The sequence below is a fragment of the Mycobacterium sp. SM3041 genome (genome assembly GCF_039668335.1).
Lineage (GTDB): Bacteria > Actinomycetota > Actinomycetes > Mycobacteriales > Mycobacteriaceae > Mycobacterium.
In genome coordinates this window covers 186,489-207,582 of the sequence record NZ_JAYXBQ010000072.1, presented here as the reverse complement: position 1 = coordinate 207,582, position 21,094 = coordinate 186,489, and the positions used below count along the sequence as shown (strand labels likewise).

Below are 21,094 nucleotides of genomic sequence, written 5' to 3'. Positions count from 1 at the left end.
GAATTAATCGGACCGTAGTCCGGTTATAGGTGGCATGCCTGCTATCACCGCTGACACGATCAGCTTGCCGCGTATTGCTTCCGCTGCGCCGAGCGACACAGAACGCCCGGTGCGGTCCATCACCACCGGTCCCCGTGGCTACGAGGGCGAGGGTTTCCCGGTGGTCCGAGCCTTCGCCGGGGTCAGCCCGGCCGACCTCGACCCGTTCGTCCATCTGGACCAGATGGGTGAGGTCGAGTACGAACCCGGTGAACCGAGGGGCACCGACTGGCACCCGCACCGCGGGTTCGAGACGGTGACCTACATGCTCGACGGCCGCTTCGCGCACCAGGATTCCCATGGTGGCGGCGGACTGATCACCGACGGCGCCACGCAGTGGATGACCGCCGGGTCGGGCATCCTGCACATCGAGACGCCGCCGGCCGAACTGGTCGAGAGCGGTGGCCTGTTCCACGGCCTGCAGCTGTGGGTGAACCTGCCCAAGAAGGACAAGTTCGCCGCCCCCCGGTACCAGGCCATCGAGGGCACCGATGTGACGCTGCTGTCGTCGGACGACGGCGGTGCGCTGGTCCGCGTCATCGCCGGCGAAATCGGTGACGCCAAGGGTCCCGGCGGTACGTACACGCCAATCACCATGGCGCACGCGACAATTGCACCCGGAGCGCGACTCGATGTGCCGTGGAACCGCAAGTTCAACGCGCTCGTCTACATCCTCTCCGGACGTGGCACCGTCGGACCCGTCGGCCACCCCATCCACCAGGGCCAGCTCGCGGTGCTGGGGCCGGGGGACCGGATCACCGTCGCTGCCGACGAAGGCCAGGACTCCAACCGGCCTGCGCTCGAGGTGCTGTTGCTCGGCGGCCAGCCCATCCGGGAACCGGTCTTCCACTACGGCCCGTTCGTGATGAACTCCAAGTCGGAGCTCATCGAGGCGTTCGAGGACTTCCAGTCCGGCAAGTTCGGCACTATTCCGCCGGACGCCCTGAAGCCGCACCGGCCCGGCCGCTGATCAGGCGGGCGCCGGATCCGGATAGAGCAATTCCAGCTCGCCGAGGCTGGCGGCGACGGTCACCAGAGGCAGCGCCGCCTCGACCGACAGGTTTCCGCCGCCGGTCTCGGCGCGCAGGGCGAGCACGAAGTCGTCACTGATGGGTGCGCACCCTGCGGCGCCGGGGTTTTCGGTGCCCGCTATCCGGGCGCAGATCGACGCGGTGTGCGCTTCGAGCACCTCGCGGGCGGCTCGATACGGACCCAGGGGCGGCGGCACGACGTCAGCGATGAGGTCGGCCGCGGCCCGCAACCGGACCGTCTGATTGGCGGCCCGGACCACCGGTGCCCGCAGCTCCGTGGCGCCGCTGCTCTCCGAAAGAAAGTGCCGCACCGCATCATCCACGGTGCGGGAGGCCGTCAGGGCGTCGAAGCTCAGGGCGTGCACCCTGTCGGTGGCGGCCTCTGAAGCGCCGCGGGTCACGCGCCGCACGGCCGCGGTCAGATACCGCGTGCCGGCGGTACGCGCCGATTCCAGCGTGCGCTGCACGACCGCCGCCGAACCGCGCGGCCACAGCAGCAGCGACACCACGACGCCGACCGCGGCACCTACCAACACGTTCTCCAACCTGATCAGCCCGACGCGCCAGCCCGCCGGGCTGATCAGGTTGTAGATGGTGAGCACCAGCATCGTGAACATCGCCTGGCCCGCGACGAACGAGAACACGTCGGGCACATAAGCCGAGCCGAACGCCACGACGGGCAGGACGAACCACAGCAGCACGGGGTTCGCGCCGATCAGATGGATCACCACGGTGCCGAGCAGAAATCCGATCGCGGTGCCGCCGACGGCACGCAGCACGCGGGTCCCGGTGGTCAGCGCGCTGCTGCGCAGGACCGAAAGCGACGCCATGGCGATCCAGAATCCGTGCTGCAGGGGAAACAGATGGACGACGGCCACGGCCACGGCCAGTCCGATTCCGGTGCGAAGACTGTTCTGCACCACCACCGCTCGCGTCGCGACGAAACCCGACGGGATGGCGGATACGGCCTGGGATTCGGACAGTACCCGGTCGAGGTTCCCGTGCGCCGGCAGCCGCCGACCCAGCACGCGGGCCCATACCGGCCGGGCGTCGGCGTCGGCCGCCAGTCCGATGACACGGCCGGTCGCCCCGATACACGCCGAGAAGGTGCGCAGCCGCAACAGTTTTCGGCCCGTCGCGACGGCCAGCAGATCGTCGGGCTCGGCCCGGATCTGCTCGATGTCCTCGCGGTAGCGCCCGCGGGTCGCGGCCCGATGCGCGGTCAGGGCGTCTGCCAGGTCGGCGCGGTAGCGATCGCGGCCCGCGGCCCGCGGCGTGCTGAGCACCCGGGCACAGTCGTTGAGCACCCGGATGGCCGGCCCACGCGTCTCGGCGAGCAGGGACCCGGTGGCGTCGGTGGCGCGGTCGCACAGCCAGCGCAGGTCATCGACGACCCGCACCAGGGCGCGGCTGCCGGCGGTCAGGCCGACGGGGCGAAAGTCGGCACCGAGGAAGTTGTCGGCCAGGGCCTCCATCGCGTCGGACAGCTCCTGGGCTGTGGCGGACCCCTCCAGGCGGGCTGCCAGCAGGCGGCACACCTGCGCGGCGTGCTTACGCAGGTCGTCGTGATGGGTGGGCGGCAACAGGAACAGTGCGGCCGGGACGGCAATGGCCCAGGCGACGGCCCAGCCGAGCAGCCGATCGGGGACCGGCCCCACCGGTGTGCACACCGGCAGCACGAACGTCATCAGGGTGGCGCGCTGCCCGGCGGCGATGATCTCGCTGAGGACACCGGAGAACGTCACCAGAAACCCGACGGCGAACATCGCCGGCACCGCCAGCCACGGATGCGGGGACAGCAGTGTGCCCAGGGTGATCAGGACCGCGCCGTTGAAGCCGAGCCCGGCGTAGGCCAGCGCCCGGGCCGGGCGGTTACCGGGAAAATCCACTACGACCAGCAACGCGACGGCGCCGAAGATGGCGAACATGGTCGTCTGCGACCTGCTGCCGACGGCGGTCCCGGCGGCCAGCCCGGCGATCGCGACGACCGGGAGCACCACACCGGCGCGGGTCGCTCGCCGAAGCGCGTCGTACTCGGGATCCTTGTCGCGCAGCCGGGTGACGAGCTGCTGCCGGCGCAACGCCGGCGACTCTCGCGACACCACGCCCGCCATGGCGCCCAACATTAATTTGGCTGACGCCGCCATGCGTCGGCAACAACACGCCTGTGGTCGCGGTCTCCCGCGGCCGCCGGTGGCCCCGGGGTCGTTCCTGGCCGGGCTACCGATCGGGACCGGGCGGCGGCCGCGAACCGCGCGCTGCGCAGCAATCGGTTGTTGACAGAACTGCAAGTTTGCTGGGAGAGGCAATTTTGACGGCCGTGCGTCGCATACGAGCAGGGCCGGGCCGAGATCTATGGCACAATTTGACGATGCCGTACATCGCCACCCGAGGCCCGGGTCGCCCTCCCGCGGCGAAGGCGGCCGAAACTCGTGAGCGCATCCTGCGCGCCGCACGCGAGGTTTTCAGTGAACTTGGTTATGACGCAGCAACATTCCAAGCCATTGCGATCCGTGCAGATCTGACGCGCCCAGCGATCAATCACTACTTCGCGAACAAGCGCGTGCTCTACGGCGAGGTCCTTGATCAGACCAACGCCATGGTCGTCGCTGCGGGCCGTCGCCGGGCCGAGGAAGAGACCACCTTCATCCGGCGCCTGTCGTCATTTTTCGTCGCCGCCATCCAGGCCGACTCCGAGGACCGGTCCGCTGCGGCGTTCCTGGTGACCTCGATCCTCGAGGCACAGCGACATCCTGAATTGCGCCAGGAGGAGCACGACGCGCTCGTGGCCTCCCGTGACTTCGTGACCTGGGCCGTCAGCGACGCCGTCGAACGCGGCGAGCTGGCCGTCGATACCGACGTCTCCACCGTGGTGGAGATGCTCATCGCCGTGATGTGGGGCATGGGTTTCTACGCCGGCTATGTCGGCAGCCACCAGGAGCTGACCGCCGTCATCGAGCGGCTCGAACTCTTGCTGGCCAACAAGCTGTGGCAGGTCACCGAATAGACCGGCATCAGCTGGTACATCTGGTACATGAGCAGCGAGCGCTCCGACGACGACACCTGGGATATCGCTAGCAGTGTGGGCGCGACGGCGGTGATGGTGGCCGCCGCCCGCGCCGGGGAAACCGAGCGCGACGACGCGCTGATCCGCGATCCGTTCGCGAAAATCCTGGTGGCCGGCGCCGGAACAGGTGTGTGGGAGACGATCCTCGACGCCGACTTCAACAACCGGATGGCCGGCGCCGACCCCGAGGTGGCTGCGGTCCTCGAGCACATGGGCAACTACCAGGCGGTGCGTACGCACTTCTTCGACGCCTACTTCGCCGCTGCCGTGGCGGCCGGCATCCGTCAGGTGGTGATCCTCGCGTCCGGGCTGGATTCGCGCGCCTACCGATTGGACTGGCCGGCCGGCACGACGGTCTTCGAGATCGATCAGCCGAAGGTGCTCGAGTACAAGGACGAGACCCTCAGGGCCCACGGCGCGACACCGACGGCGGCACTGCATCAGCTGCCGATCGACCTGCGCAATGACTGGCCGAAAGCGTTGCGGGAAGCGGGATTCGACGATTCGGTACCGACCGCCTGGCTGGCGGAAGGGCTGCTGATGTACCTGCCGGCCGAAGCGCAGGACCGCCTCTTCGAGAACATCACGGCGCTGAGCGCGCCGGGTAGCCGCGTCTCGGTCGAGACGGTCGGTGAGCACGCCGCTGAACGCCGCCAGCGGATGCGGGACCGGTTCGACAAGCTCGCCGGGCAGTTCGGCATGGGTCAGGTCATGAACGTGCAGGATTTGATGTACGAGGACCCCGACCGCGCCGATGTGGCCGAGTGGCTGGACTCGCATGGTTGGACGTCGACGTCGGTCACCTCGCAGGAGGAGATGCGGAGGCTGAATCGATGGGTGCAGGTCGATACCACCGATGACAAGGCGTTTTCCACCTTCGTGACAGCGCACAAGGGCTGACCCCGAGGACTTGACCCTTCAAACCAACCGGCTGGTTGGTTAGGATTCCGGTGTTGCCTGGCTCACGTAAGGAATCGCCATGACCACCGAATCCGTCGCGCCCACCGCGACTGCTGCCGACATCCCGGCGGTCGTCGCCGGTCTCCGCAAGACCTACGCCACCGGGCGGACCCGTGACCTGCAGTGGCGCAAACGCCAGCTACTCGCGCTGGCCCAGGCGATGGAAGAGAACGAGACGGCCATCGCCAAGGCGCTGGAGGCCGATCTCGGCCGCAAGCCCTTCGAGGCGTGGCTCGCCGACAGCGTCGGCACCATCGCCGAGGCCAAGGACGCCGCCAAGAACTTGCACAAGTGGGCGAAACGTCGCTACCGGCTGTTGGAGCGCTCGCAGCTGCCCGGCCGTGGCTGGGTCGAATACGAGCCCTACGGCACGGTGCTGATCATCGGCGCCTGGAACTTCCCGTTCTACCTCACGCTCGGCCCGCTCGTCGGTGCCATCGCCGCGGGAAACACGGTGGTGCTCAAGCCCTCTGAGTTCGCGCCGGCCTCGTCGCGGCTGATGGTCGAGCTGGTCGAAAAGTATCTCGACACCTCGGCCTTCGCCGTGGTCGAGGGCGACGGCATGGTCAGCCAGGAGCTGATCGCGCAGGGTCTGGATCGCATCATGTTCACCGGTGGCACCGAGATCGGCAAGAAGATCATGGCCGCCGCGGCGGAGCACCTGACCCCGGTCACGCTGGAACTCGGCGGCAAGAGCCCGGTGATCGTCGCGGCCGACGCCGACATCGACGTCGCCGCCAAGCGCATCGCCTTCGCCAAGGTCGTCAACTCCGGCCAGATCTGCGTCGCACCGGACTACGTGGTGGCCGAGAAGCCCATCCGTGACGAGTTGGTCGCCAAGATCCGGGACGCCGTCGTGGCATTCACCGCCGACGACGCCGACGGCCTGCCGATCGTCAGCGAGCGGCAGTTCAACCGGCTCAGCAGCTACCTCGGCACCGGCGGGGACGTCGTCACCGGCGGTGGCACGAACCCGGCCCGGCTCACCATGCAGCCGACCGTCGTGGTCGATCCGCCGCTCGACGCACCGGTCATGACCGAGGAGATCTTCGGGCCCATCCTGCCGGTGATCACCGTCGACTCGCTCGACGACGCCATTGCCTTCGTCAACGCCCGGCCCAAGCCGCTGGCGGCGTACCTGTTCACCAAGGCGAAGGCCGTCCGCGAACGGTTCATCCGGGAGGTCCCGGCCGGTGGCATGCTGGTCAACCACCTGATCTTCCAGGTGTCGACGGCCCGCCTGCCATTCGGCGGCGTCGGCCCGTCCGGCATGGGGGCCTACCACGGTCGGTACGGCTTCCTGGAGTTCAGCCACGCGAAGTCGGTGATGACCAAGCCGACCCGGCCCGATCTGGGCAAGCTCATCTACCCGCCGTACACCGACAAGGCGTGGAAGATCGCGCGCAAGTTCTTCTAGACCCGACCCGACGACACGGCGACCGATCGGTCGCCGTATACACAAGGGGTGGTCCACCCGAAAATAGATGGGGCGGGCTGTCCAATTTCTGTTCCATGAGAGGAAACCCATGCCCGGAGTGCAGGATCGCGTCATCGTCGTCACCGGAGCCGGCGGCGGCCTGGGTCGTGAATACGCGCTGACGCTGGCCCGCGAAGGCGCCTGCGTCGTGGTCAACGACCTCGGCGGCGCCCGCGACGGCACCGGTGCCGGCCACAACATGGCCGACACGGTCGTCGAGGAGATCAAGGCCGCAGGCGGCCGCGCCGTCGCCAACTACGACAGCGTCGCCGAGCCCGAGGGTGGCGAGAACATCGTCAAGACCGCGATCGACGCGTTCGGCAAGATCGACGGTGTGGTGTCCAACGCGGGCATCCTGCGTGACGGCACCTTCCACAAGATGACCGCTGAGCAGTGGGACATCGTGCTCAAGGTGCACCTGTACGGCGGCTACAACGTCATCCGCGCTGCGTGGCCGCACTTCCGCGAGCAGAGCTTCGGCCGTGTTGTCGTCGCCACCTCGACCAGCGGTCTGTTCGGCAACTTCGGCCAGGCGAACTACGGCGCGGCCAAGCTGGGTCTGGTCGGCTTGATCAACACGCTGGCTCAGGAAGGCGCCAAGTACAACATCAAGCTGAATGCCATCGCGCCGATCGCCGCGACCCGCATGACGCAGGACATCGTGCCGCCGGAGGTGTTCGCGAAACTGTCTCCGGAGTATGTGGCGCCGGTGGTGGCTTACCTGATGACCGAGGAACTACCCGACACCGATTCGATCTTCATCGTCGGCGGCGGCAAGGTGCAGCGCACCGCGCTGTTCCAGAACGAGGGCATCACCTTCGGCGATGTGCCTTCGGTCGATGACGTCGCGGCCAAGTGGGGCGAGATCACCGATCTGTCCGCTGCCAAGGCCGCCAGCTTCTCGCTCGGCTGATAGGTGAAAGCGCTTGTTGCGCAGTCGCTGACGGGCCCATCGGGCTTGGCCTACACCGATATCGATGACGCCGCGGACCCCTCGGGCAATGCGGTCGTCATCGATGTCGGTGCGGCCGGCGTCTGCTTTCCCGACCTGCTGCTGATCCGCGGCGAGTACCAGCTCAAGCTGCCGCCCGGGTTCACCCCGGGTATGGAGGTGGCGGGTACCGTCCGGTCGGCGCCCGAGAGCTCCGGTTTCGTTGCCGGTCAGCGGGTCTCGGCGTTCACCATGATGGGCGGCTACGCCGAACGTGCGCTGGCGCTGCCGGATTCGGTGATGCCGACACCCGATGGCCTGGACGACGCCGCGGCGGTCTGCCTGCTGGGCAACTACTACACCATGTACTTCGCGCTGGCCCGCCGCGGCCGGCTGCTGGCGGGGGAGACGGTGCTGGTGCTGGGCTCGGCGGGCGGTGTCGGGGTCGCGGCCATCCAGGTCGCAAAGGCCATGGGCGCCAAGGTGGTTGCCATGGTGCACCGTGTCGAGGCGCTGGACTTCGTCGCCTCCGTCGGTGCCGACGTGGTGCTGCCGCTGACCGACGGCTGGCGCGATGCCGCGCTGGCGGTGACCGACGGTCGGGGAGTGGACCTGGTGGTCGACCCGGTCGGCGGCGACGCGTTCGACGACGCGATCCGGGTGCTGGCCCCCGAAGGCCGGTTGCTGGTGCTGGGTTTCGCTGCCGGACAAGGCATCCCGTCGGTGAAGGTGAACCGTCTGCTGCTGCGCAATGTCAGTGTGGTGGGTGTCGGGTACGGCGAGTTCATCCGCCAGGTACCCGGTGCGGCCGCCGAGGTCGGGGCCGGCCTGGCGAAGCTGGTGGAAGCCGGCTTGCGACCACCGGAGCCAATGCGCTTCGCGTTGTCCGACGGTGCCGCCGCGCTACAGGCGTTGGCGGACGGGAAGATTCACGGCAAGGCTGTGCTGGAGCCGTAGTTGAACACCTTGGGAACAGTGCTGGTGGCGCTCGTCATCGCGATCGGCCTCGTCGGCATCGTGGTACCGGTACTGCCCGGTGGCTTGCTCGTGTTCCTGGCGATCGCGGTGTGGGCGGTGGCCGTCCACACCGCGACGTCGTGGGTCGTGCTCGGCGTCGCGGCGGCACTGTTCCTGGCGGGCGAGGTCATCAAATATCTCTGGCCGATGCGCCGGATGCGCCGGGCCGACGTGTCCACCCGCAGCCTCGTCGTCGGTGGAATCCTGGGTGTCATAGGGTTTTTCGTGGTCCCGGTGCTGGGCCTGGCCCTCGGCTTCGTGCTGGGCGTCTACCTGTCCGAGTATTCGGCGCTGCGGGACACGAGCCGGGCCTGGACGTCGACCAAACACGCCATCAAGGGCGTCGCCCTGGCCATGGGGGTGGAGTTGACGGCCGCGTTGCTGGCGACCATCGCGTGGGTGACGGGGCTGGTGGTCGGGAGTTGACCGCAGCGAAACGTACTTTCGACGCATCGTCCGGCGAGCTGCTTCTGCACACCGGCGTCACCGGCAGCGCGGCCCGGATGGGACATCGGTTGACCATCGTGATGCGATCATGGCGCGCGACCGTGGAACTTGACGGAGACGAACCCGTCACCGTCGAGGTGACCGTCGACCTGGACTCGCTGGACGTGCTGGCGGGTGAGGGCGGCATGACACCGTTGTCCGGCACGGAAAAGACCCTGGTCCGAAACAATGCGCTGAAATCATTACAGGCCAAGCGGTTTCCGCAGGCTGTGTTCCGTGCTTCTTTGGTTGAACGGGGCGAGGACTCGTGGCGGCTAGCCGGGACGCTGGACCTCAGTGGCCAGAGCCGCGAGCAGAGCGTCGTCGTCCACGTGACACCGGATGGCGCCGACGTGCGGATCGCCGGTGAGGCGGTGGTCCGGCACAGCGACCATCGGATCAAGCAGTTTTCGATGCTGATGGGCGCGATGAAGGTGGCCGACGAGGTTCGGGTGACGCTCACGGTCAACGCGCAGCGCGCGGACGGGCCCTAGTCCCGAAGCGCGGTCCGCAGTCGCGTCACCTGCTCGTCGGTGACACCAATGGCGGCAAGGTAATTCGGCAGCGAGCCGTATTCGGCGCCGACGACCTCCAGGGCCGCGTCCAGGTACTCCTCGCGGACGCCGAGCACCTCCTCGGTGAGCCGGGCCTCGGCGAACGTCACGACCTCGGCCGTCTCGCCGGCCCGGGTCCGGATGGTCTCGAGGATGCCCTCGCGCAACTGCGGCACGGCGTCGTTGCTCCGCAGGAAATCGGTGAGGATCGCGTCGCGATCGATGCCGACGGCACCCAACACCGTCGCCACCGTGAAGCCGGTGCGGTCCTTGCCTGCGAAGCAGTGTGCGATCACCGGCCGCGCGTCGGCGAGCATCGAAATGACTTGGCGGATCGCAAGATGCGCACCGGGCAGCGTGGGGAAGCGGCGGTACTCCTCGACCATGAAGCGGCCGGCGGCGACGGCGACATCCTCGTCGTCGGGCTTCGCGGTCATCATCTTCTCGAAGGCGTTCTCGTGCGGCGCCTCGGCGGTATCGGTCCCGGCTGCGGCCAGCTCGTGGAACGGCAGCAGGTGGATCGCGACGCCGTCGGGCACCTGGCCGGGACCGCGGCGCTCGACCTCGCGCAACGACCGGAGGTCGGCGACGTCAGTGATCCCATAGTGCTGCAACGCTTTACGGCCGTCTTCGACGAGCCCGCTGAGCTCGCTGGAGCGGAACAGCCGGCCGGGGGCGATCCCCGTCTCCTCGGCGACATCGCGGAAGTTCCAGGCGCCCGCGAGTTCCAAACCCGTCGACTTCATCAGTGCCCCAACGCCGCTGCGGCCAGCGCCGACTTCTCGCGGCCGAGTTCGGCCCGCGCGATGGTGCGCATATGCACCTCGTCGGGCCCGTCGAACAGGCGCATGGCACGGTGCCAGGCATAGAGCCGGGCCAGCGGGACGTCGTCGCAGATGCCGGCGGCGCCGTGCACCTGGATGGCGCGGTCGATCACGTCGCACGCGACCTGCGGGGCCACCGACTTGATCTGCGACACCAGCACGTGAGCGGCCTTGTTGCCCTGCTGGTCGATGGTCCAGGCGGCCTTCTCGCACAGCAGCCGGGCCTGGTCGATCTCGTTGCGGGACTTGGCAATCGACTCGCGCACCACACCCTGTTCGGCCAGCGGCTTGCCGAACGCCACGCGCGTGGACACCCGATCGATCATCAGGGCCAGCGCACGCTCGGCGGCACCGATGGCGCGCATGCAGTGGTGGATGCGGCCCGGCCCCAGCCGCGCCTGGGCGATGGCGAAACCGGAGCCCTCCTCATGCAGCAGATTCTCGGCCGGCACGCGGACGTTGTCGAAGACGATTTCGCAGTGCCCGTGCTGGTCCTGCCAACCGAACACCGGCAGCGACCGCTGGATGTCCACGCCGGGGGTGTCGGCCGGCACCAGGATCATCGACTGCTGGGCGTGCGAGGCGGCGTCAGGGTTGGTGCGGCCCATGACGATCAGGATCTTGCAGCGCGGGTCCGCAGCCCCGGTGATCCACCACTTGCGGCCGTTGATGACGTAGTCGCCACCGTCGCGCAGCATCGTCGTCTCGATGTTGCGGGCATCGGACGACGCGACCGCGGGCTCCGTCATGGCGAAGGCACTGCGGATTTCGCCGTTGAGCAGCGGATCGAGCCACTGCTTGCGCTGCTGCTCATTGGCGAACAGATGCAGGGTCTCCATGTTGCCGGTGTCGGGGGCGGCGCAGTTGATGGCCTCCGGCGCGATCTCCATGCTCCAGCCGGAAATCTCGGCCAGTGGGGCGTACTCCAGGTTGGTCAGCCCCGACTCCGACGGCAGGAACAGATTCCACAGGCCGCGTTTGCGCGCCTCGATCTTGAGTTCCTCCACCACCGGCGGCACCGTGTGGTCCTTCGGGCCCTTCTCCTCGCGATAGGCGTGGTAGGAGGCCTCGGCCGGCAGCACAAGCTCGGTCATGAACTCGGTGAGCCTGTGCTGGTAGTCCTGGGCTTTTGCCGACAACGCGAAGTCCATGCCCGCCACGATATGCCACTTGTCTAACGATGTGACGGGCGGTCGACGTCCGGCCCCACGACGACGGACTCCCTCCCCGCGACGACTTCGGGGAGGGAATCCGGGTCCGGGGCGGTCAGCGGCCCTGCAGGGCCGCGACGCGGTAGACGCCGCGGTGCCAGATCGCGCCGGGCAGCGGCATGCTCGCCGGCGGTGCGGTGATCGACGGGGCGGCGACGATGGCCGGCGGGCGCACATCGGGGCCGAGGGTGGTGGCGCCGGCGGCGCCGGCCAGGCCGAGTGCCGAGCCACCCAGGATGCCGGCGGCGACGATCGAGAGGCCGAAGGTGCGGGCAGTGATGCTCATGTGAATTCTCCTGTGTCAGTTGGTCTTTGGTGTCCTGCTCCGGTGTGTTCCGGTGATGACTCAAGAGTGCCCGGGCGCGGGCTCGGCGGGTATCGGGCAATCGGCCGGTAGGCCGGTGGAATCGGGCGTCCCCTGATCGGGGGACACGCGGCCGTCAATTTGCGATCGGAGTTACTTTTCGCTGGTCGCCGTGCGACGCTGACGGCATGACCGACGAACGGGTTCGCGTGGTGGTGGGTGACGACCACCCGATGTTCCGCGACGGCGTCGTCCGCGCGCTGACGGCGAGTGGCGCCATCGAGGTACTGGCCGAGGCCGACGACGGCACGTCGGCGTTGGAGGCGATCCGCGTGCACAAACCTCAGGTCGCGCTGCTGGACTACCGGATGCCCGGCATGGACGGCGCCGAGGTGGCGGCAGCGGTGGTGCGCGACGGTCTGCCCACCCGGGTGCTGCTGCTCTCTGCCCATGACGAGGCCGAGATCGTGTACCGGGCCCTGCAGGACGGCGCGGCCGGCTTTCTGCCGAAAGAGTCGACGCGCAGCGAGCTCGTACACGCGATCCTCGAATGCGCGAAGGGCCGCGACGTCGTCGCACCGAGCCTGGCCGCGGGCCTCGCGGGCGAGATTCGGCGCCGAGCCGAGCCGGACGCCCCGGTGCTCAGCCCGCGCGAACGCGAGGTGCTGCAGCTGATCGCCAAGGGCGCGACCATCCCGGCCATGGCCAAGGAGCTCTACCTGGCGCCGTCGACGGTCAAGACCCATGTGCAGCGGCTCTACGAGAAGCTGGGGGTCGGGGACCGCGCGGCGGCCGTGGCCGAGGCGATGCGTCGGAAGCTCCTGGACTGACGTGAGGCCGATGCTCAGCCGGATCGGGGAGTACCTGGCCGCCGAACCGGTGCGGATCTCCGCCGGGCTGCGGCTCCCGCTGATCGCGCTGATCGGTGTCCTGGTGTGGATCTGGGAAGTCGACCACTGGCTGCCCGAGTTGTACGCCGTGATCCTGGGCCTGTACGCCGTCGCCGCGGTGATCTGGCTGGTGGCGGTGCTGCGCGGACCCGTGCCGCGGTGGGCGGACTGGGCATCCACCGGCATCGACCTGGTCGTGATCCTGGCGCTGTGCCTGGTGTCCGGCGGCGCGACCGCGGCCCTGCTGCCCGTATTCTTCCTGCTGCCGATCTCGGTGGCATTCCAGGACCGTCCGCTGATGACCGCGGCCATCGGCACGCTGACGGCCGCGGGCTATCTGGCGGTGTGGATCTTCTACTCCAAGCACGACGACCGCATGGGCCTGCCGAACATGGTCTACACGCACTTCGGGTTCCTCGTGTGGCTGGCGGTGGCCACCACCGTGTTGTGCTTCGTGTTGGTGCGTCGCCAGGAGCGTGTGCAGGCCCTGCAGGAGGTGCGCCGCCAGTTGGTGTCCGAGGCCATGCAGTCCGACGAGCGGCACAACCGGGAAGTCGCCGAAGGTTTGCACGACGGCCCGCTGCAGACGCTGCTGGCGGCCAGACTGCAGCTCGACGAGGTCCGGGAGCGGACCCCCGGGCCCGAGCTCGACGCGGTCTACGCCGCTTTGGAAGACACGGCGACGGCGCTGCGCTCGACGGTCACCGAGCTGCACCCGCAGGTGCTCGCCCAGCTGGGGCTGACGCCGGCGGTGCGGGAACTGTTGCGGCAGTTCGAGTCTCGCAGCCGAGTCGCGGTGCGGGCCGATCTCGAGGAAGTCGGCAAGCCGGATGCGCAGCAGCTGCTGTACCGGGCGGCACGTGAGCTGCTGACCAACATCGGCAAGCATGCGCAGGCCACGACGGTGACGGTGCGGTTGGGCCGGATCGGCAATCGCGTCGTCCTGACCGTCGCCGACGACGGCGTCGGGTTCGATCCGGCCGTGGTGTCGCGGTATGTGGCCGACGGACACATCGGGCTGGGCTCGCTGCTGGCCAGATTCGATGCGATGGGTGGCTCGATGCTCGTCGACTCTGTGGTCGGCGGCGGCACCCGAGTGACCGTGACGTCACCACCCGAGCGCGAGTAGTCCCCTGCAAGCGGGGGCAATCCCTACTCGCCAGAAAATAGAGCGCCTGCGACCCGTGGGCGGCGGTAGCGTCGCGCCATGAAACTGCGCATTCTGGGCGGCCTGCTGGTCGCGGCGGTGGTGGCGTTGGTGGTGAACGCCGTGGTGGTGGAGCACACCGGCCGCGCGGCCGAACCGTTCGCCGGCGGCCGCGTGCTGGAACTCGATGGACCCGACCTGAACATCCGCGAGTACGGGCCGCCCGGCGACCGCGCAATCGTTCTGCTGCACGGGTATTCGGCCTCCATCGAGTGGTGGGAGAAGGTCGCCCCGGCGCTGGCCGCGCATCAGCGCGTGATCGCCGTCGACCTCGTCGGCCACGGCGGTTCCGAGGCCCCCACTGATGCGGCGCCGTATCACTCCGATGGTCAGGCCGAGGCGGTGCACCGCGCGCTGGAGGCGCTGGGTGTCCGGCATGCCGAACTGGTGGGGCATTCGATGGGCGGCAAGGTGGCTGCCGAGTTTGCCACCCGCTACCCGGAAATGGTTGAGCGCGTGGCGGTTTCGGACACCCCCGCGGCGGAGGACCTGGTGTCCATGCCGTTGCTCGGCAAGATGCTGTGCTGGCCGCTCATCGGGCCTGCGCTCGATCATTTCCGCGGCGTCGATGCGATCAGTGCGGGCTCGCTGCAGACGGGGTTCGCGGCCGACTATCCCGTCCCGCCGCTGGCTTACCGCTCCCTGAAGCAGCTGACCTACGCGGGCGTGTGCGATTCGAAAGACGCCGGCCGCCCCGTCGCCGAGACGCTGAAAGGGCTGGGCAAGCCCGTGCTGGTGCTGTGGGGCGACAAGGACGTCCTGACCCCGACAGCGCCCAACGTCGCGCGCTATACCGCGGCCGGGCTGCCGCCGCACCTCATCGCCGGCTCAGGCCACAGCCCGATGGTCGAGAAGCCGGACCAATTCCTCGCGGCGATAGGTGATTTCGTCCGCTGACGGAGTTGGTGGACCGGGATCGACCGCGGGCGCAATCACAATGTCGGGCCGAGAGTGTCGATAACCGTATATACGTGTCAACGACGCTCCCAGGCCGACGTTGTGTTCGGCATGGACACGAAGAAGCCTCCAATCCCAATGGATTGGAGGCTTCTTCGATGTATTTCTAGAGCGCGGCCAGGATGTCGTTGACGCGGTCGCGGGCGTCGCCGAACAGCATTTGGCTGTTGTCGCGGAAGAACAGCGGGTTCTGCACGCCGGCGTAGCCCGAGGCCATGGAGCGCTTGAACACGATGACGTTGTTGGCGTTCCAGACGGTGAGCACCGGCATGCCGGCGATCGGGCTGCCCGGGTCTTCGGAGGCGGCGGGGTTGACGGTGTCGTTGGCGCCGATGACGAGCACGACATCGGTGTCGTCGAAGTCGTCGTTGATCTCGTCCATCTCGAGGACGATGTCGTAGGGCACCTTGGCTTCGGCGAGCAGCACGTTCATGTGTCCGGGCAGGCGGCCGGCGACGGGGTGGATGCCGAAGCGGACGTTGACACCCTTGTCGCGCAGCTTGCGGGTCAGGTCGGCGACGCCGTACTGGGCCTGGGCGACGGCCATGCCGTAGCCGGGGGTGATGATGACCGAGCTGGCGGAGGCGAGCATCTCGGCGGCGCCTTCGGCGGTGATCTCGCGGTGCTCGCCGTAGTCCTTGTCCTCGGCGGGGCCGGCCTCGATACCGAAGCCACCGGCGATGACGGAGATGAAGGACCGGTTCATGGCCTTGCACATGATGTAGGACAGGTAGGCACCGGAGGAGCCGACGAGCGCGCCGGTGATGATCAGCAGGTCGTTGGACAGCAGGAAGCCCGAGGCGGCCGCGGCCCAGCCGGAGTAGCTGTTGAGCATCGACACGACCACGGGCATGTCGCCGCCGCCGATGGAGGCGACCAGGTGCCAACCCAGCAGCAGCGCCAGGACGGTGACGCCGACCAGCAGCCACAGGTTCGGCGCGATGCAGAACCACACGGTCAGCGCGATGAACACCACCAGCGAGCCGACGTTGAGGAAGTTCTTGCCGGGCAGCATCAGGGGCGCGGACTTGATCTTGGCCGAGAGCTTCAGGTTGGCCACGATCGAACCGGTGAAGGTCACCGCGCCGATGAACACGCCGATGAAGACCTCGGCGGAGTGGATGCCGAGCATGCCTTCCTTGGCCAGCTCGAGGGCGCCCTGGCTGTTCGGGTCAAACTCGGCGTGCAGGTAGCCGCTCCAGCCGACCAGCACGGCGGCCAGACCCACGAAGCTGTGCAGCAGCGCGATCAGCTCGGGCATGCCGGTCATCTCGACGACCTTGGCGCGCCACAGACCGATGGCCCCGCCGACGGCCATGGCGCCGATCAGCAGCGCCAGGCCCAGGGGCTCGATCGCCTTGTTGATGGCCAGGACGATGGTGGCGACCAGGGCGACGCCCATGCCGGCCATGCCGAAGGCATTACCGGCCTTGGAGGTCTCGTGCTTGGACAGGCCGGCCAGAGCGAGGATGAACAACAGGGCGGCGACGACGTACGCCGCGTTCGCCACGTTGGTGATGGTTTCTGCGTTGAACATGAATCCGTTCCAAAGGTTCTTTAGGTCAGCAGGCTCTAGCTGCGGGAGAACATGGCCAGCATGCGGCGGGTCACCGCGAAGCCACCGAAGACGTTGATGCTGGCGAGCAGAATCGCGACGCCCGCCAGGGCGGTGATCGGGGTGTTGTGGTGCCCGATCTGCAGCAGCGCGCCGACCACGATGATTCCGGAGATCGCGTTGGTCACCGACATCAGCGGGGTGTGCAGGGCGTGGTGCACGTGCCCGATCACGTAGTAGCCGATCACGATTGCCAGGGCGAACACCGTCAGGTGGACCTGCAGGGCAGCCGGCGAGGCGGCGATGAGCAGGAACAGCACCGCGGCAGCGGCGAAGGTGATGCCCAGACGACGCCCGGTGGTCATCGGCTCCTTGGCCTGAGACACCGCGGGCGCGGCGGCAGGCTGGGCGGCGGGGGCGGCGGAGACCTGTACCGGCGGCGGCGGCCAGGTGATCTCGCCGTCGCGCACGACGGTCACACCGCGCTGCACCACGTCGTCGAAGTCCAGGACGACCTGGCCGTCCTTCTCCGGGGTGAGCAGCTTGAGCAGGTTGACCAGGTTGGTGCCGTACAGCTGAGAAGCCTGCGCGGGCAGGCGGCCGGCCAGGTCGGTGTAGCCGATGATCGTCACACCGCCCGCGGTGACGATGGCCTGGTCCTTGACGGTGCCTTCGACGTTGCCGCCGTTGGCCGCGGCCATGTCGACGATCACCGAGCCGGGCTTCATCGAGGCGACCATGTCGGCGGTGATGATCCGCGGCGCCGGGCGGCCCGGGATCAGCGCGGTGGTGATGATGATGTCGACGTCTTTGGCCAGCTCGGCGTACAGCTCGGCCTCGCGGGCCTTGTAGTCCTCGCCCATTTCCTTGGCGTAGCCGGTGGCGGACACCTCGCCGGCGTTGGGATCGACGGACACGTACTCGCCGCCGAGAGAGGCGACCTGGTCGGCGACCTCGGGGCGCGGGTCGGTGGCCCGCACGACGGCGCCGAGCGAGCCGGCGGCGCCGATGGCGGCCAGGCCGGCGACACCGGCGCCGACGACGAGCACCTTGGCCGGCGGGACCTTGCCGGCGGCGGTGACCTGGCCGGTGAAGAACCGGCCGAAGGCGTGCGCGGCCTCGACGACGGCGCGGTAGCCGGCGATGTTGGCCATCGAGGACAGCACGTCCAGGGACTGGGCACGCGAGATACGCGGCACCGCGTCCATGGCCAGCACCGTGATGGGGCGGGTGGCGAGCTTCTCGACCAGTTCGGGCTTGAGCCCGGGGGAGATGAGCGAGACCAGGGTGGCGCCGTCCTTGAGCGCGGCGATCTCGCCGTCGTCAGGTGCGTTGACCTTGAGCACGATGTCGGCGGCCCAGGGGGAGCCGATGTCGGCGCCGGCCTCTACATAGGCGGCGTCGGCGAAGCTGGACAAGTCGCCGGCGCCGGACTCAACCACTACCGAGTAGCCGAGCTTGATCAGCTGCCCGACAGTTGCAGGAGTGGCGGCAACCCGCGTCTCACCAGCCAGAGACTCGCGGGGAATCCCGATGATCATCGAATCCGATCCGATCTGTGTTGGTTTGCTTGCAAGAGTCTCCCCCATCCACCTCGGGACGGTGCTCTTGCCCCCCTATACCAGTTAGCAATCGCTTATAAATTAGCAGTCGCTCATAATGCGACCAAAAATCCACTGGCCAGCATTGCCTGGATATGTCTACGTCATCGGCACGGATTTGGGTACAGCAATTCCGACCGGTGGGACGCAGCGCGCCAACACACCGGTCGAAATGGTGGAATTCTGGGGTGGTTACACCGGGGGGTACGCCGGGGGCGGGTATACGCCGCGCAGGCCCCACGGGACCCAGTTGAAGAAGTACTCGACCTCGTCGCTCGCGTCGTAGTCCGGGCTCGGATCCATCAGTACCTCCAACCGACAAGCTTGTTACTCGCGAGTTTAGCTGCTGGCTCCCCGTTGCGAGTGGCAGATCGGCCGACGAGATGCCACGGCATAGACTGGCCAACCAGTTGATTGGGTCCCGGGCCGCGCGCCCGGCTGCATAGAGTGAGCTGACATGTCCACAGAGTCGTCGACAAAAGGTTCTGCCACGGGATCGCCCGCGGGGGCGTCGGCTGCGTCGAACGGGTCGAACGGCACGTCGCGGCGCGAGGAGTTGCTGGCGGTCGCCGCCAAGTTGTTCGCGGCCCGCGGCTACCACGGGACCCGCATGGACGACGTCGCCGACGCCGTCGGGCTGAACAAGGCGACCGTCTACCACTACTACGCCAGTAAGTCGCTGATCCTCTGGGACATCTACAAGTCGACCGCCGACTTCACCGTCGATGCCCTGCATGACGACCCGACCGCCTCGGCGCGCGAGACCATCTTCAACTTCACCCGGCGCTTGCTGACCGGCATCGCCACCGACCTGGAATCCGCGGCGGTGTACTTCCAGGAAGGGCCGTACATCACCGAATGGTTCACCGAGGAGCAGGTCGCCTACATCCGCAAGGCGGAGACGACCGTCTATGAGCACGTCCGCGACGTCATCGATCGCGGCATCGCCAGCGGCGAGTTCAACGACTGCGACTCACATGTCCTCGCGCTGGGCTACATCGGGATGACACTGGGCGCCTACCGGTGGCTGCGGCCGCACGGCCGGCGCACGGCCTCCGAGATCGCCGTCGAATTCAGCACGGCACTGCTGCGCGGCCTGATCCGCGACGAAACGATCCGCACCGAGGACCCTCTCGGCGGCGGCGCCTGACACAGACCAGCGCGATCGGGAGGTGACCGAGGTCCGATGAAATCTCTTCTGCTGTCCCGCCGGGACCTCGACTTCCTGCTGTACGAGTGGCTGAAGGTCGACGAACTCACCAGCCGCAAGCGCTTCGCCGACCACTCGCGCGAGACCTTCGACGGGGTACTGGACCTCAGCGAGCAGCTGGCCGAACGCTATTTCGCGCCGCACAACAAGAAGAGCGACGCCAACGAGCCGACCTTCGACGGGCAGACCGTCACGATGGTGCCGGAGGTCAAAGAGGCCTGGGATGCGTTCGTCGGCGCCGACCTGATCGGCATGTCGATGGACGAATCGGTGGGTGGTGCGCAGTTGCCCGCCGTCGTCGCGCAGGCGGCGTTCGCGTGGATCGCCGCGGCCAACGTGTCGACGTCGGGTTACCTGATGCTGACCATCGCCAACGCCAATCTGCTCACCAAGTTCGGTACGCCCGAGCAGATCGAGACCTACGTCAAACCCATGCTGGCAGGACGCTTTTCGGGCACCATGGCGCTCTCGGAGACGCAGGCCGGATCGTCGCTCGCCGACGTGGCCACCCGCGCCGAACCGCGCGACGACGGCACCTACCGGCTGTTCGGGTCGAAGATGTGGATCTCGGGCGCCGAGCACGAGATCACCGACAACATCGTCAACCTGGTGCTGGCCAAGCTGCCCGGCGGACCTCCCGGCACCAAGGGCATCTCGCTGTTCATCGTGCCCAAGTACCTGGTGAACCCCGACGGGTCGATCGGCGAGCGCAACGACGTCGCCATCGCGGGCCTGAACCACAAGATGGGGCAGCGCGGCGTCACCAACACGGTGCTGAATTTCGGTGATACGCAATTCAATCCGGGCGGCGAGAACGGCGCGGTCGGCTATCTGGTCGGCGAGCCGCACCGCGGCATCGTCTACATGTTCCAGATGATGAACGAGGCGCGGATGGCCGTCGGCATGGGTGCCGTGGCGCTCGGCTACACCGGCTACCTGAAGTCCGTGCAGTACGCCCGGGAGCGGCCGCAGGGCCGCCCGCTGGACGTCAAGGACCCGACGACGCCGCAGGTGCCGATCGTCGAGCATCCCGATGTGCGACGAATGCTGTTGGCGCAGAAAGCCTATGTCGAAGGCGGCATGGCCCTCGGTCTGTACTGTGCGCGGTTGGTGGACGTGCAGCACAGCGCGGAGTCGGACGACGAAGCCGATGCGGCCGGCCTGCTGATCGACATCCTGACCCCGATCGCCAAGAGCTGGCCTTCGCAGTGGTGTCTGGAAGCCAACAACCTGGCGATCCAGGTGCACGGCGGGTACGGCTACACGCGCGAGTACGACGTCGAACAGCACTACCGCGACAACCGGCTGAACCCGATCCACGAGGGCACCAACGGTATCCAGAGCCTGGACCTGTTGGGCCGCAAGGTGACTCAGCGGGGCGGGGCGAGCCTGGCGGCGCTGGGACAGGTCATCGCGGAGACGGTGCGCGCGGCGGGCGAACTGGGTGGTGAGGGTGCCGAACTCGCGGGCGCCCTGGACGCGTCCTGGCAGCGACTGGTCGCCGTCACTGGCGGCATGTTCGGCTCGGGCGACATTCCCGCGGTGATGGCCAACAGCCACGTCTATTTGGAAGCGCTCGGGCACATCGTGGTGGCGTGGCTGTGGCTCGAACAGTTCGTGGCCGCCGCGGGTAAGGACGGCGACTTCTACGACGGCAAGCGGCAGGCAACCCGGTATTTCTTCCGGTTCGAATTGCCCAAGACCGCACCGCAATTGGACCTGCTGGAGTCGCTGGACCGCACGACGCTCGAGATGCGGGACGCCTGGTTCTAG

General features: G+C 67.9%; 20 protein-coding genes. 13 read left to right on the top strand and 7 right to left on the bottom strand.

The genetic code is table 11. From position 1 onward, the window contains the following. Positions 1 to 34: 34 nt before the first annotated feature. Positions 35 to 1,009 carry a pirin family protein gene (locus tag VXD91_RS23375; RefSeq protein WP_346416582.1) on the top strand — a complete coding sequence of 325 codons (975 nt, stop codon included), beginning with the start codon at positions 35 to 37 and terminating at the stop codon, positions 1,007 to 1,009. Here VXD91_RS23375 and VXD91_RS23370 read toward each other — a convergent pair whose 3' ends face one another. Beyond that, positions 1,010 to 3,184: an FUSC family protein gene (locus VXD91_RS23370; protein ID WP_267324413.1), complete on the bottom strand. Its 2,175-nt coding sequence runs from the start codon at positions 3,182 to 3,184 to the stop codon at positions 1,010 to 1,012. Between the two features lie 257 nt (positions 3,185 to 3,441). Between VXD91_RS23370 and VXD91_RS23365 the strand changes: the two genes are divergently transcribed. The 7 genes from VXD91_RS23365 (at position 3,442) to VXD91_RS23335 (ending at position 9,502) form a co-directional block, all read left to right on the top strand. After that, entirely contained in the window at positions 3,442 to 4,077 is a 636-nt protein-coding gene (locus VXD91_RS23365; protein WP_267324414.1) for a TetR/AcrR family transcriptional regulator, read from the top strand. A gap of 27 nt (positions 4,078 to 4,104) precedes the next feature. Further along, the gene (locus tag VXD91_RS23360) at positions 4,105 to 5,037 is read left to right on the top strand and encodes a class I SAM-dependent methyltransferase (protein ID WP_267324415.1); all 933 of its coding nucleotides are present in this window, start codon (positions 4,105 to 4,107) and stop codon (positions 5,035 to 5,037) included. A gap of 79 nt (positions 5,038 to 5,116) precedes the next feature. Continuing rightward, positions 5,117 to 6,514 (top strand): aldehyde dehydrogenase family protein, encoded by a 1,398-nt coding sequence (locus tag VXD91_RS23355; RefSeq protein WP_133425753.1) that lies wholly within the window; start codon positions 5,117 to 5,119, stop codon positions 6,512 to 6,514. Between the two features lie 109 nt (positions 6,515 to 6,623). Beyond that, a complete protein-coding gene (locus VXD91_RS23350; protein ID WP_133425754.1) occupies positions 6,624 to 7,487 on the top strand; it encodes an SDR family oxidoreductase in 864 nt (287 codons plus the stop codon). A 3-nt stretch (positions 7,488 to 7,490) separates the two neighbouring features. Further along, a complete protein-coding gene (locus tag VXD91_RS23345; RefSeq protein WP_133425755.1) occupies positions 7,491 to 8,462 on the top strand; it encodes an NADPH:quinone oxidoreductase family protein in 972 nt (323 codons plus the stop codon). Continuing rightward, positions 8,463 to 8,948, top strand: coding sequence for a DUF456 domain-containing protein (locus tag VXD91_RS23340; protein WP_133425756.1), 486 nt, complete (start codon positions 8,463 to 8,465; stop codon positions 8,946 to 8,948). Further along, positions 8,945 to 9,502, top strand: a complete 558-nt coding sequence (locus VXD91_RS23335) for a YceI family protein (protein ID WP_133425757.1) — start codon at positions 8,945 to 8,947, stop codon at positions 9,500 to 9,502. Before VXD91_RS23340 ends, VXD91_RS23335 begins: the two co-directional genes overlap by 4 nt. Here the strand turns inward: VXD91_RS23335 and VXD91_RS23330 are convergent. The 3 genes from VXD91_RS23330 to VXD91_RS23320 all read right to left on the bottom strand — a co-directional run bounded on the left by VXD91_RS23330 (position 9,499) and on the right by VXD91_RS23320 (position 11,883). Beyond that, positions 9,499 to 10,308: a tyrosine-protein phosphatase gene (locus tag VXD91_RS23330; protein ID WP_267324416.1), complete on the bottom strand. Its 810-nt coding sequence runs from the start codon at positions 10,306 to 10,308 to the stop codon at positions 9,499 to 9,501. The two genes, VXD91_RS23335 and VXD91_RS23330, sit on opposite strands and share 4 nt — an antisense overlap. Continuing rightward, positions 10,308 to 11,525 carry an acyl-CoA dehydrogenase family protein gene (locus VXD91_RS23325; protein ID WP_346416663.1) on the bottom strand — a complete coding sequence of 406 codons (1,218 nt, stop codon included), beginning with the start codon at positions 11,523 to 11,525 and terminating at the stop codon, positions 10,308 to 10,310. The genes VXD91_RS23330 and VXD91_RS23325 overlap by 1 nt, the downstream gene beginning before the upstream one ends. Before the next feature lie 127 nt (positions 11,526 to 11,652). After that, positions 11,653 to 11,883 (bottom strand): hypothetical protein, encoded by a 231-nt coding sequence (locus tag VXD91_RS23320; protein WP_346416579.1) that lies wholly within the window; start codon positions 11,881 to 11,883, stop codon positions 11,653 to 11,655. Between the two features lie 206 nt (positions 11,884 to 12,089). On the opposite strand from VXD91_RS23320, the gene VXD91_RS23315 reads away from it, so the two are divergent. The 3 genes from VXD91_RS23315 (at position 12,090) to VXD91_RS23305 (ending at position 14,895) form a co-directional block, all read left to right on the top strand. Further along, entirely contained in the window at positions 12,090 to 12,731 is a 642-nt protein-coding gene (locus VXD91_RS23315) for a response regulator transcription factor (RefSeq protein ID WP_061000475.1), read from the top strand. Between the two features lie 10 nt (positions 12,732 to 12,741). After that, a complete protein-coding gene (locus tag VXD91_RS23310; RefSeq protein ID WP_318984843.1) occupies positions 12,742 to 13,920 on the top strand; it encodes an ATP-binding protein in 1,179 nt (392 codons plus the stop codon). 78 nt (positions 13,921 to 13,998) lie between these two features. Continuing rightward, positions 13,999 to 14,895 carry an alpha/beta hydrolase gene (locus VXD91_RS23305; RefSeq protein ID WP_346416578.1) on the top strand — a complete coding sequence of 299 codons (897 nt, stop codon included), beginning with the start codon at positions 13,999 to 14,001 and terminating at the stop codon, positions 14,893 to 14,895. Between the two features lie 166 nt (positions 14,896 to 15,061). Here VXD91_RS23305 and pntB read toward each other — a convergent pair whose 3' ends face one another. The 3 genes from pntB to VXD91_RS23290 form a co-directional block, all read right to left on the bottom strand. Beyond that, positions 15,062 to 16,492 (bottom strand): Re/Si-specific NAD(P)(+) transhydrogenase subunit beta, encoded by a 1,431-nt coding sequence (gene pntB, locus VXD91_RS23300; RefSeq protein WP_346416577.1) that lies wholly within the window; start codon positions 16,490 to 16,492, stop codon positions 15,062 to 15,064. A 35-nt stretch (positions 16,493 to 16,527) separates the two neighbouring features. Then, positions 16,528 to 18,051, bottom strand: coding sequence for a Re/Si-specific NAD(P)(+) transhydrogenase subunit alpha (locus tag VXD91_RS23295; protein ID WP_346416576.1), 1,524 nt, complete (start codon positions 18,049 to 18,051; stop codon positions 16,528 to 16,530). 252 nt (positions 18,052 to 18,303) lie between these two features. Further along, positions 18,304 to 18,417, bottom strand: coding sequence for a hypothetical protein (locus VXD91_RS23290; protein WP_177127396.1), 114 nt, complete (start codon positions 18,415 to 18,417; stop codon positions 18,304 to 18,306). 151 nt (positions 18,418 to 18,568) lie between these two features. Here VXD91_RS23290 and VXD91_RS23285 point away from each other — a divergent pair, with 151 nt between their 5' ends. Both VXD91_RS23285 and VXD91_RS23280 read left to right on the top strand, forming a co-directional pair. After that, a complete protein-coding gene (locus tag VXD91_RS23285) occupies positions 18,569 to 19,261 on the top strand; it encodes a TetR/AcrR family transcriptional regulator (RefSeq protein WP_234880477.1) in 693 nt (230 codons plus the stop codon). Positions 19,262 to 19,297: 36 nt separating this feature from the next. Continuing rightward, positions 19,298 to 21,094 (top strand): acyl-CoA dehydrogenase, encoded by a 1,797-nt coding sequence (locus VXD91_RS23280; RefSeq protein ID WP_346416575.1) that lies wholly within the window; start codon positions 19,298 to 19,300, stop codon positions 21,092 to 21,094.

Excerpts from the sequence above, each read along its gene's own strand:
- VXD91_RS23375 (WP_346416582.1), top strand. The coding sequence starts at position 35 with ATGCCTGCTATCACCGCTGACACGATCAGCTTGCCGCGTATTGCTTCC.
- VXD91_RS23370 (WP_267324413.1), bottom strand. The coding sequence starts at position 3,184 with ATGGCGGGCGTGGTGTCGCGAGAGTCGCCGGCGTTGCGCCGGCAGCAG.
- VXD91_RS23365 (WP_267324414.1), top strand. The coding sequence starts at position 3,442 with ATGCCGTACATCGCCACCCGAGGCCCGGGTCGCCCTCCCGCGGCGAAG.
- VXD91_RS23360 (WP_267324415.1), top strand. The coding sequence starts at position 4,105 with ATGAGCAGCGAGCGCTCCGACGACGACACCTGGGATATCGCTAGCAGT.
- VXD91_RS23355 (WP_133425753.1), top strand. The coding sequence starts at position 5,117 with ATGACCACCGAATCCGTCGCGCCCACCGCGACTGCTGCCGACATCCCG.
- VXD91_RS23350 (WP_133425754.1), top strand. The coding sequence starts at position 6,624 with ATGCCCGGAGTGCAGGATCGCGTCATCGTCGTCACCGGAGCCGGCGGC.
- VXD91_RS23330 (WP_267324416.1), bottom strand. The coding sequence starts at position 10,308 with ATGAAGTCGACGGGTTTGGAACTCGCGGGCGCCTGGAACTTCCGCGAT.
- VXD91_RS23320 (WP_346416579.1), bottom strand. The coding sequence starts at position 11,883 with ATGAGCATCACTGCCCGCACCTTCGGCCTCTCGATCGTCGCCGCCGGC.
- VXD91_RS23315 (WP_061000475.1), top strand. The coding sequence starts at position 12,090 with ATGACCGACGAACGGGTTCGCGTGGTGGTGGGTGACGACCACCCGATG.
- VXD91_RS23310 (WP_318984843.1), top strand. The coding sequence starts at position 12,742 with ATGCTCAGCCGGATCGGGGAGTACCTGGCCGCCGAACCGGTGCGGATC.
- VXD91_RS23305 (WP_346416578.1), top strand. The coding sequence starts at position 13,999 with ATGAAACTGCGCATTCTGGGCGGCCTGCTGGTCGCGGCGGTGGTGGCG.
- pntB (WP_346416577.1), bottom strand. The coding sequence starts at position 16,492 with ATGTTCAACGCAGAAACCATCACCAACGTGGCGAACGCGGCGTACGTC.
- VXD91_RS23295 (WP_346416576.1), bottom strand. The coding sequence starts at position 18,051 with ATGATCATCGGGATTCCCCGCGAGTCTCTGGCTGGTGAGACGCGGGTT.
- VXD91_RS23285 (WP_234880477.1), top strand. The coding sequence starts at position 18,569 with ATGTCCACAGAGTCGTCGACAAAAGGTTCTGCCACGGGATCGCCCGCG.
- VXD91_RS23280 (WP_346416575.1), top strand. The coding sequence starts at position 19,298 with ATGAAATCTCTTCTGCTGTCCCGCCGGGACCTCGACTTCCTGCTGTAC.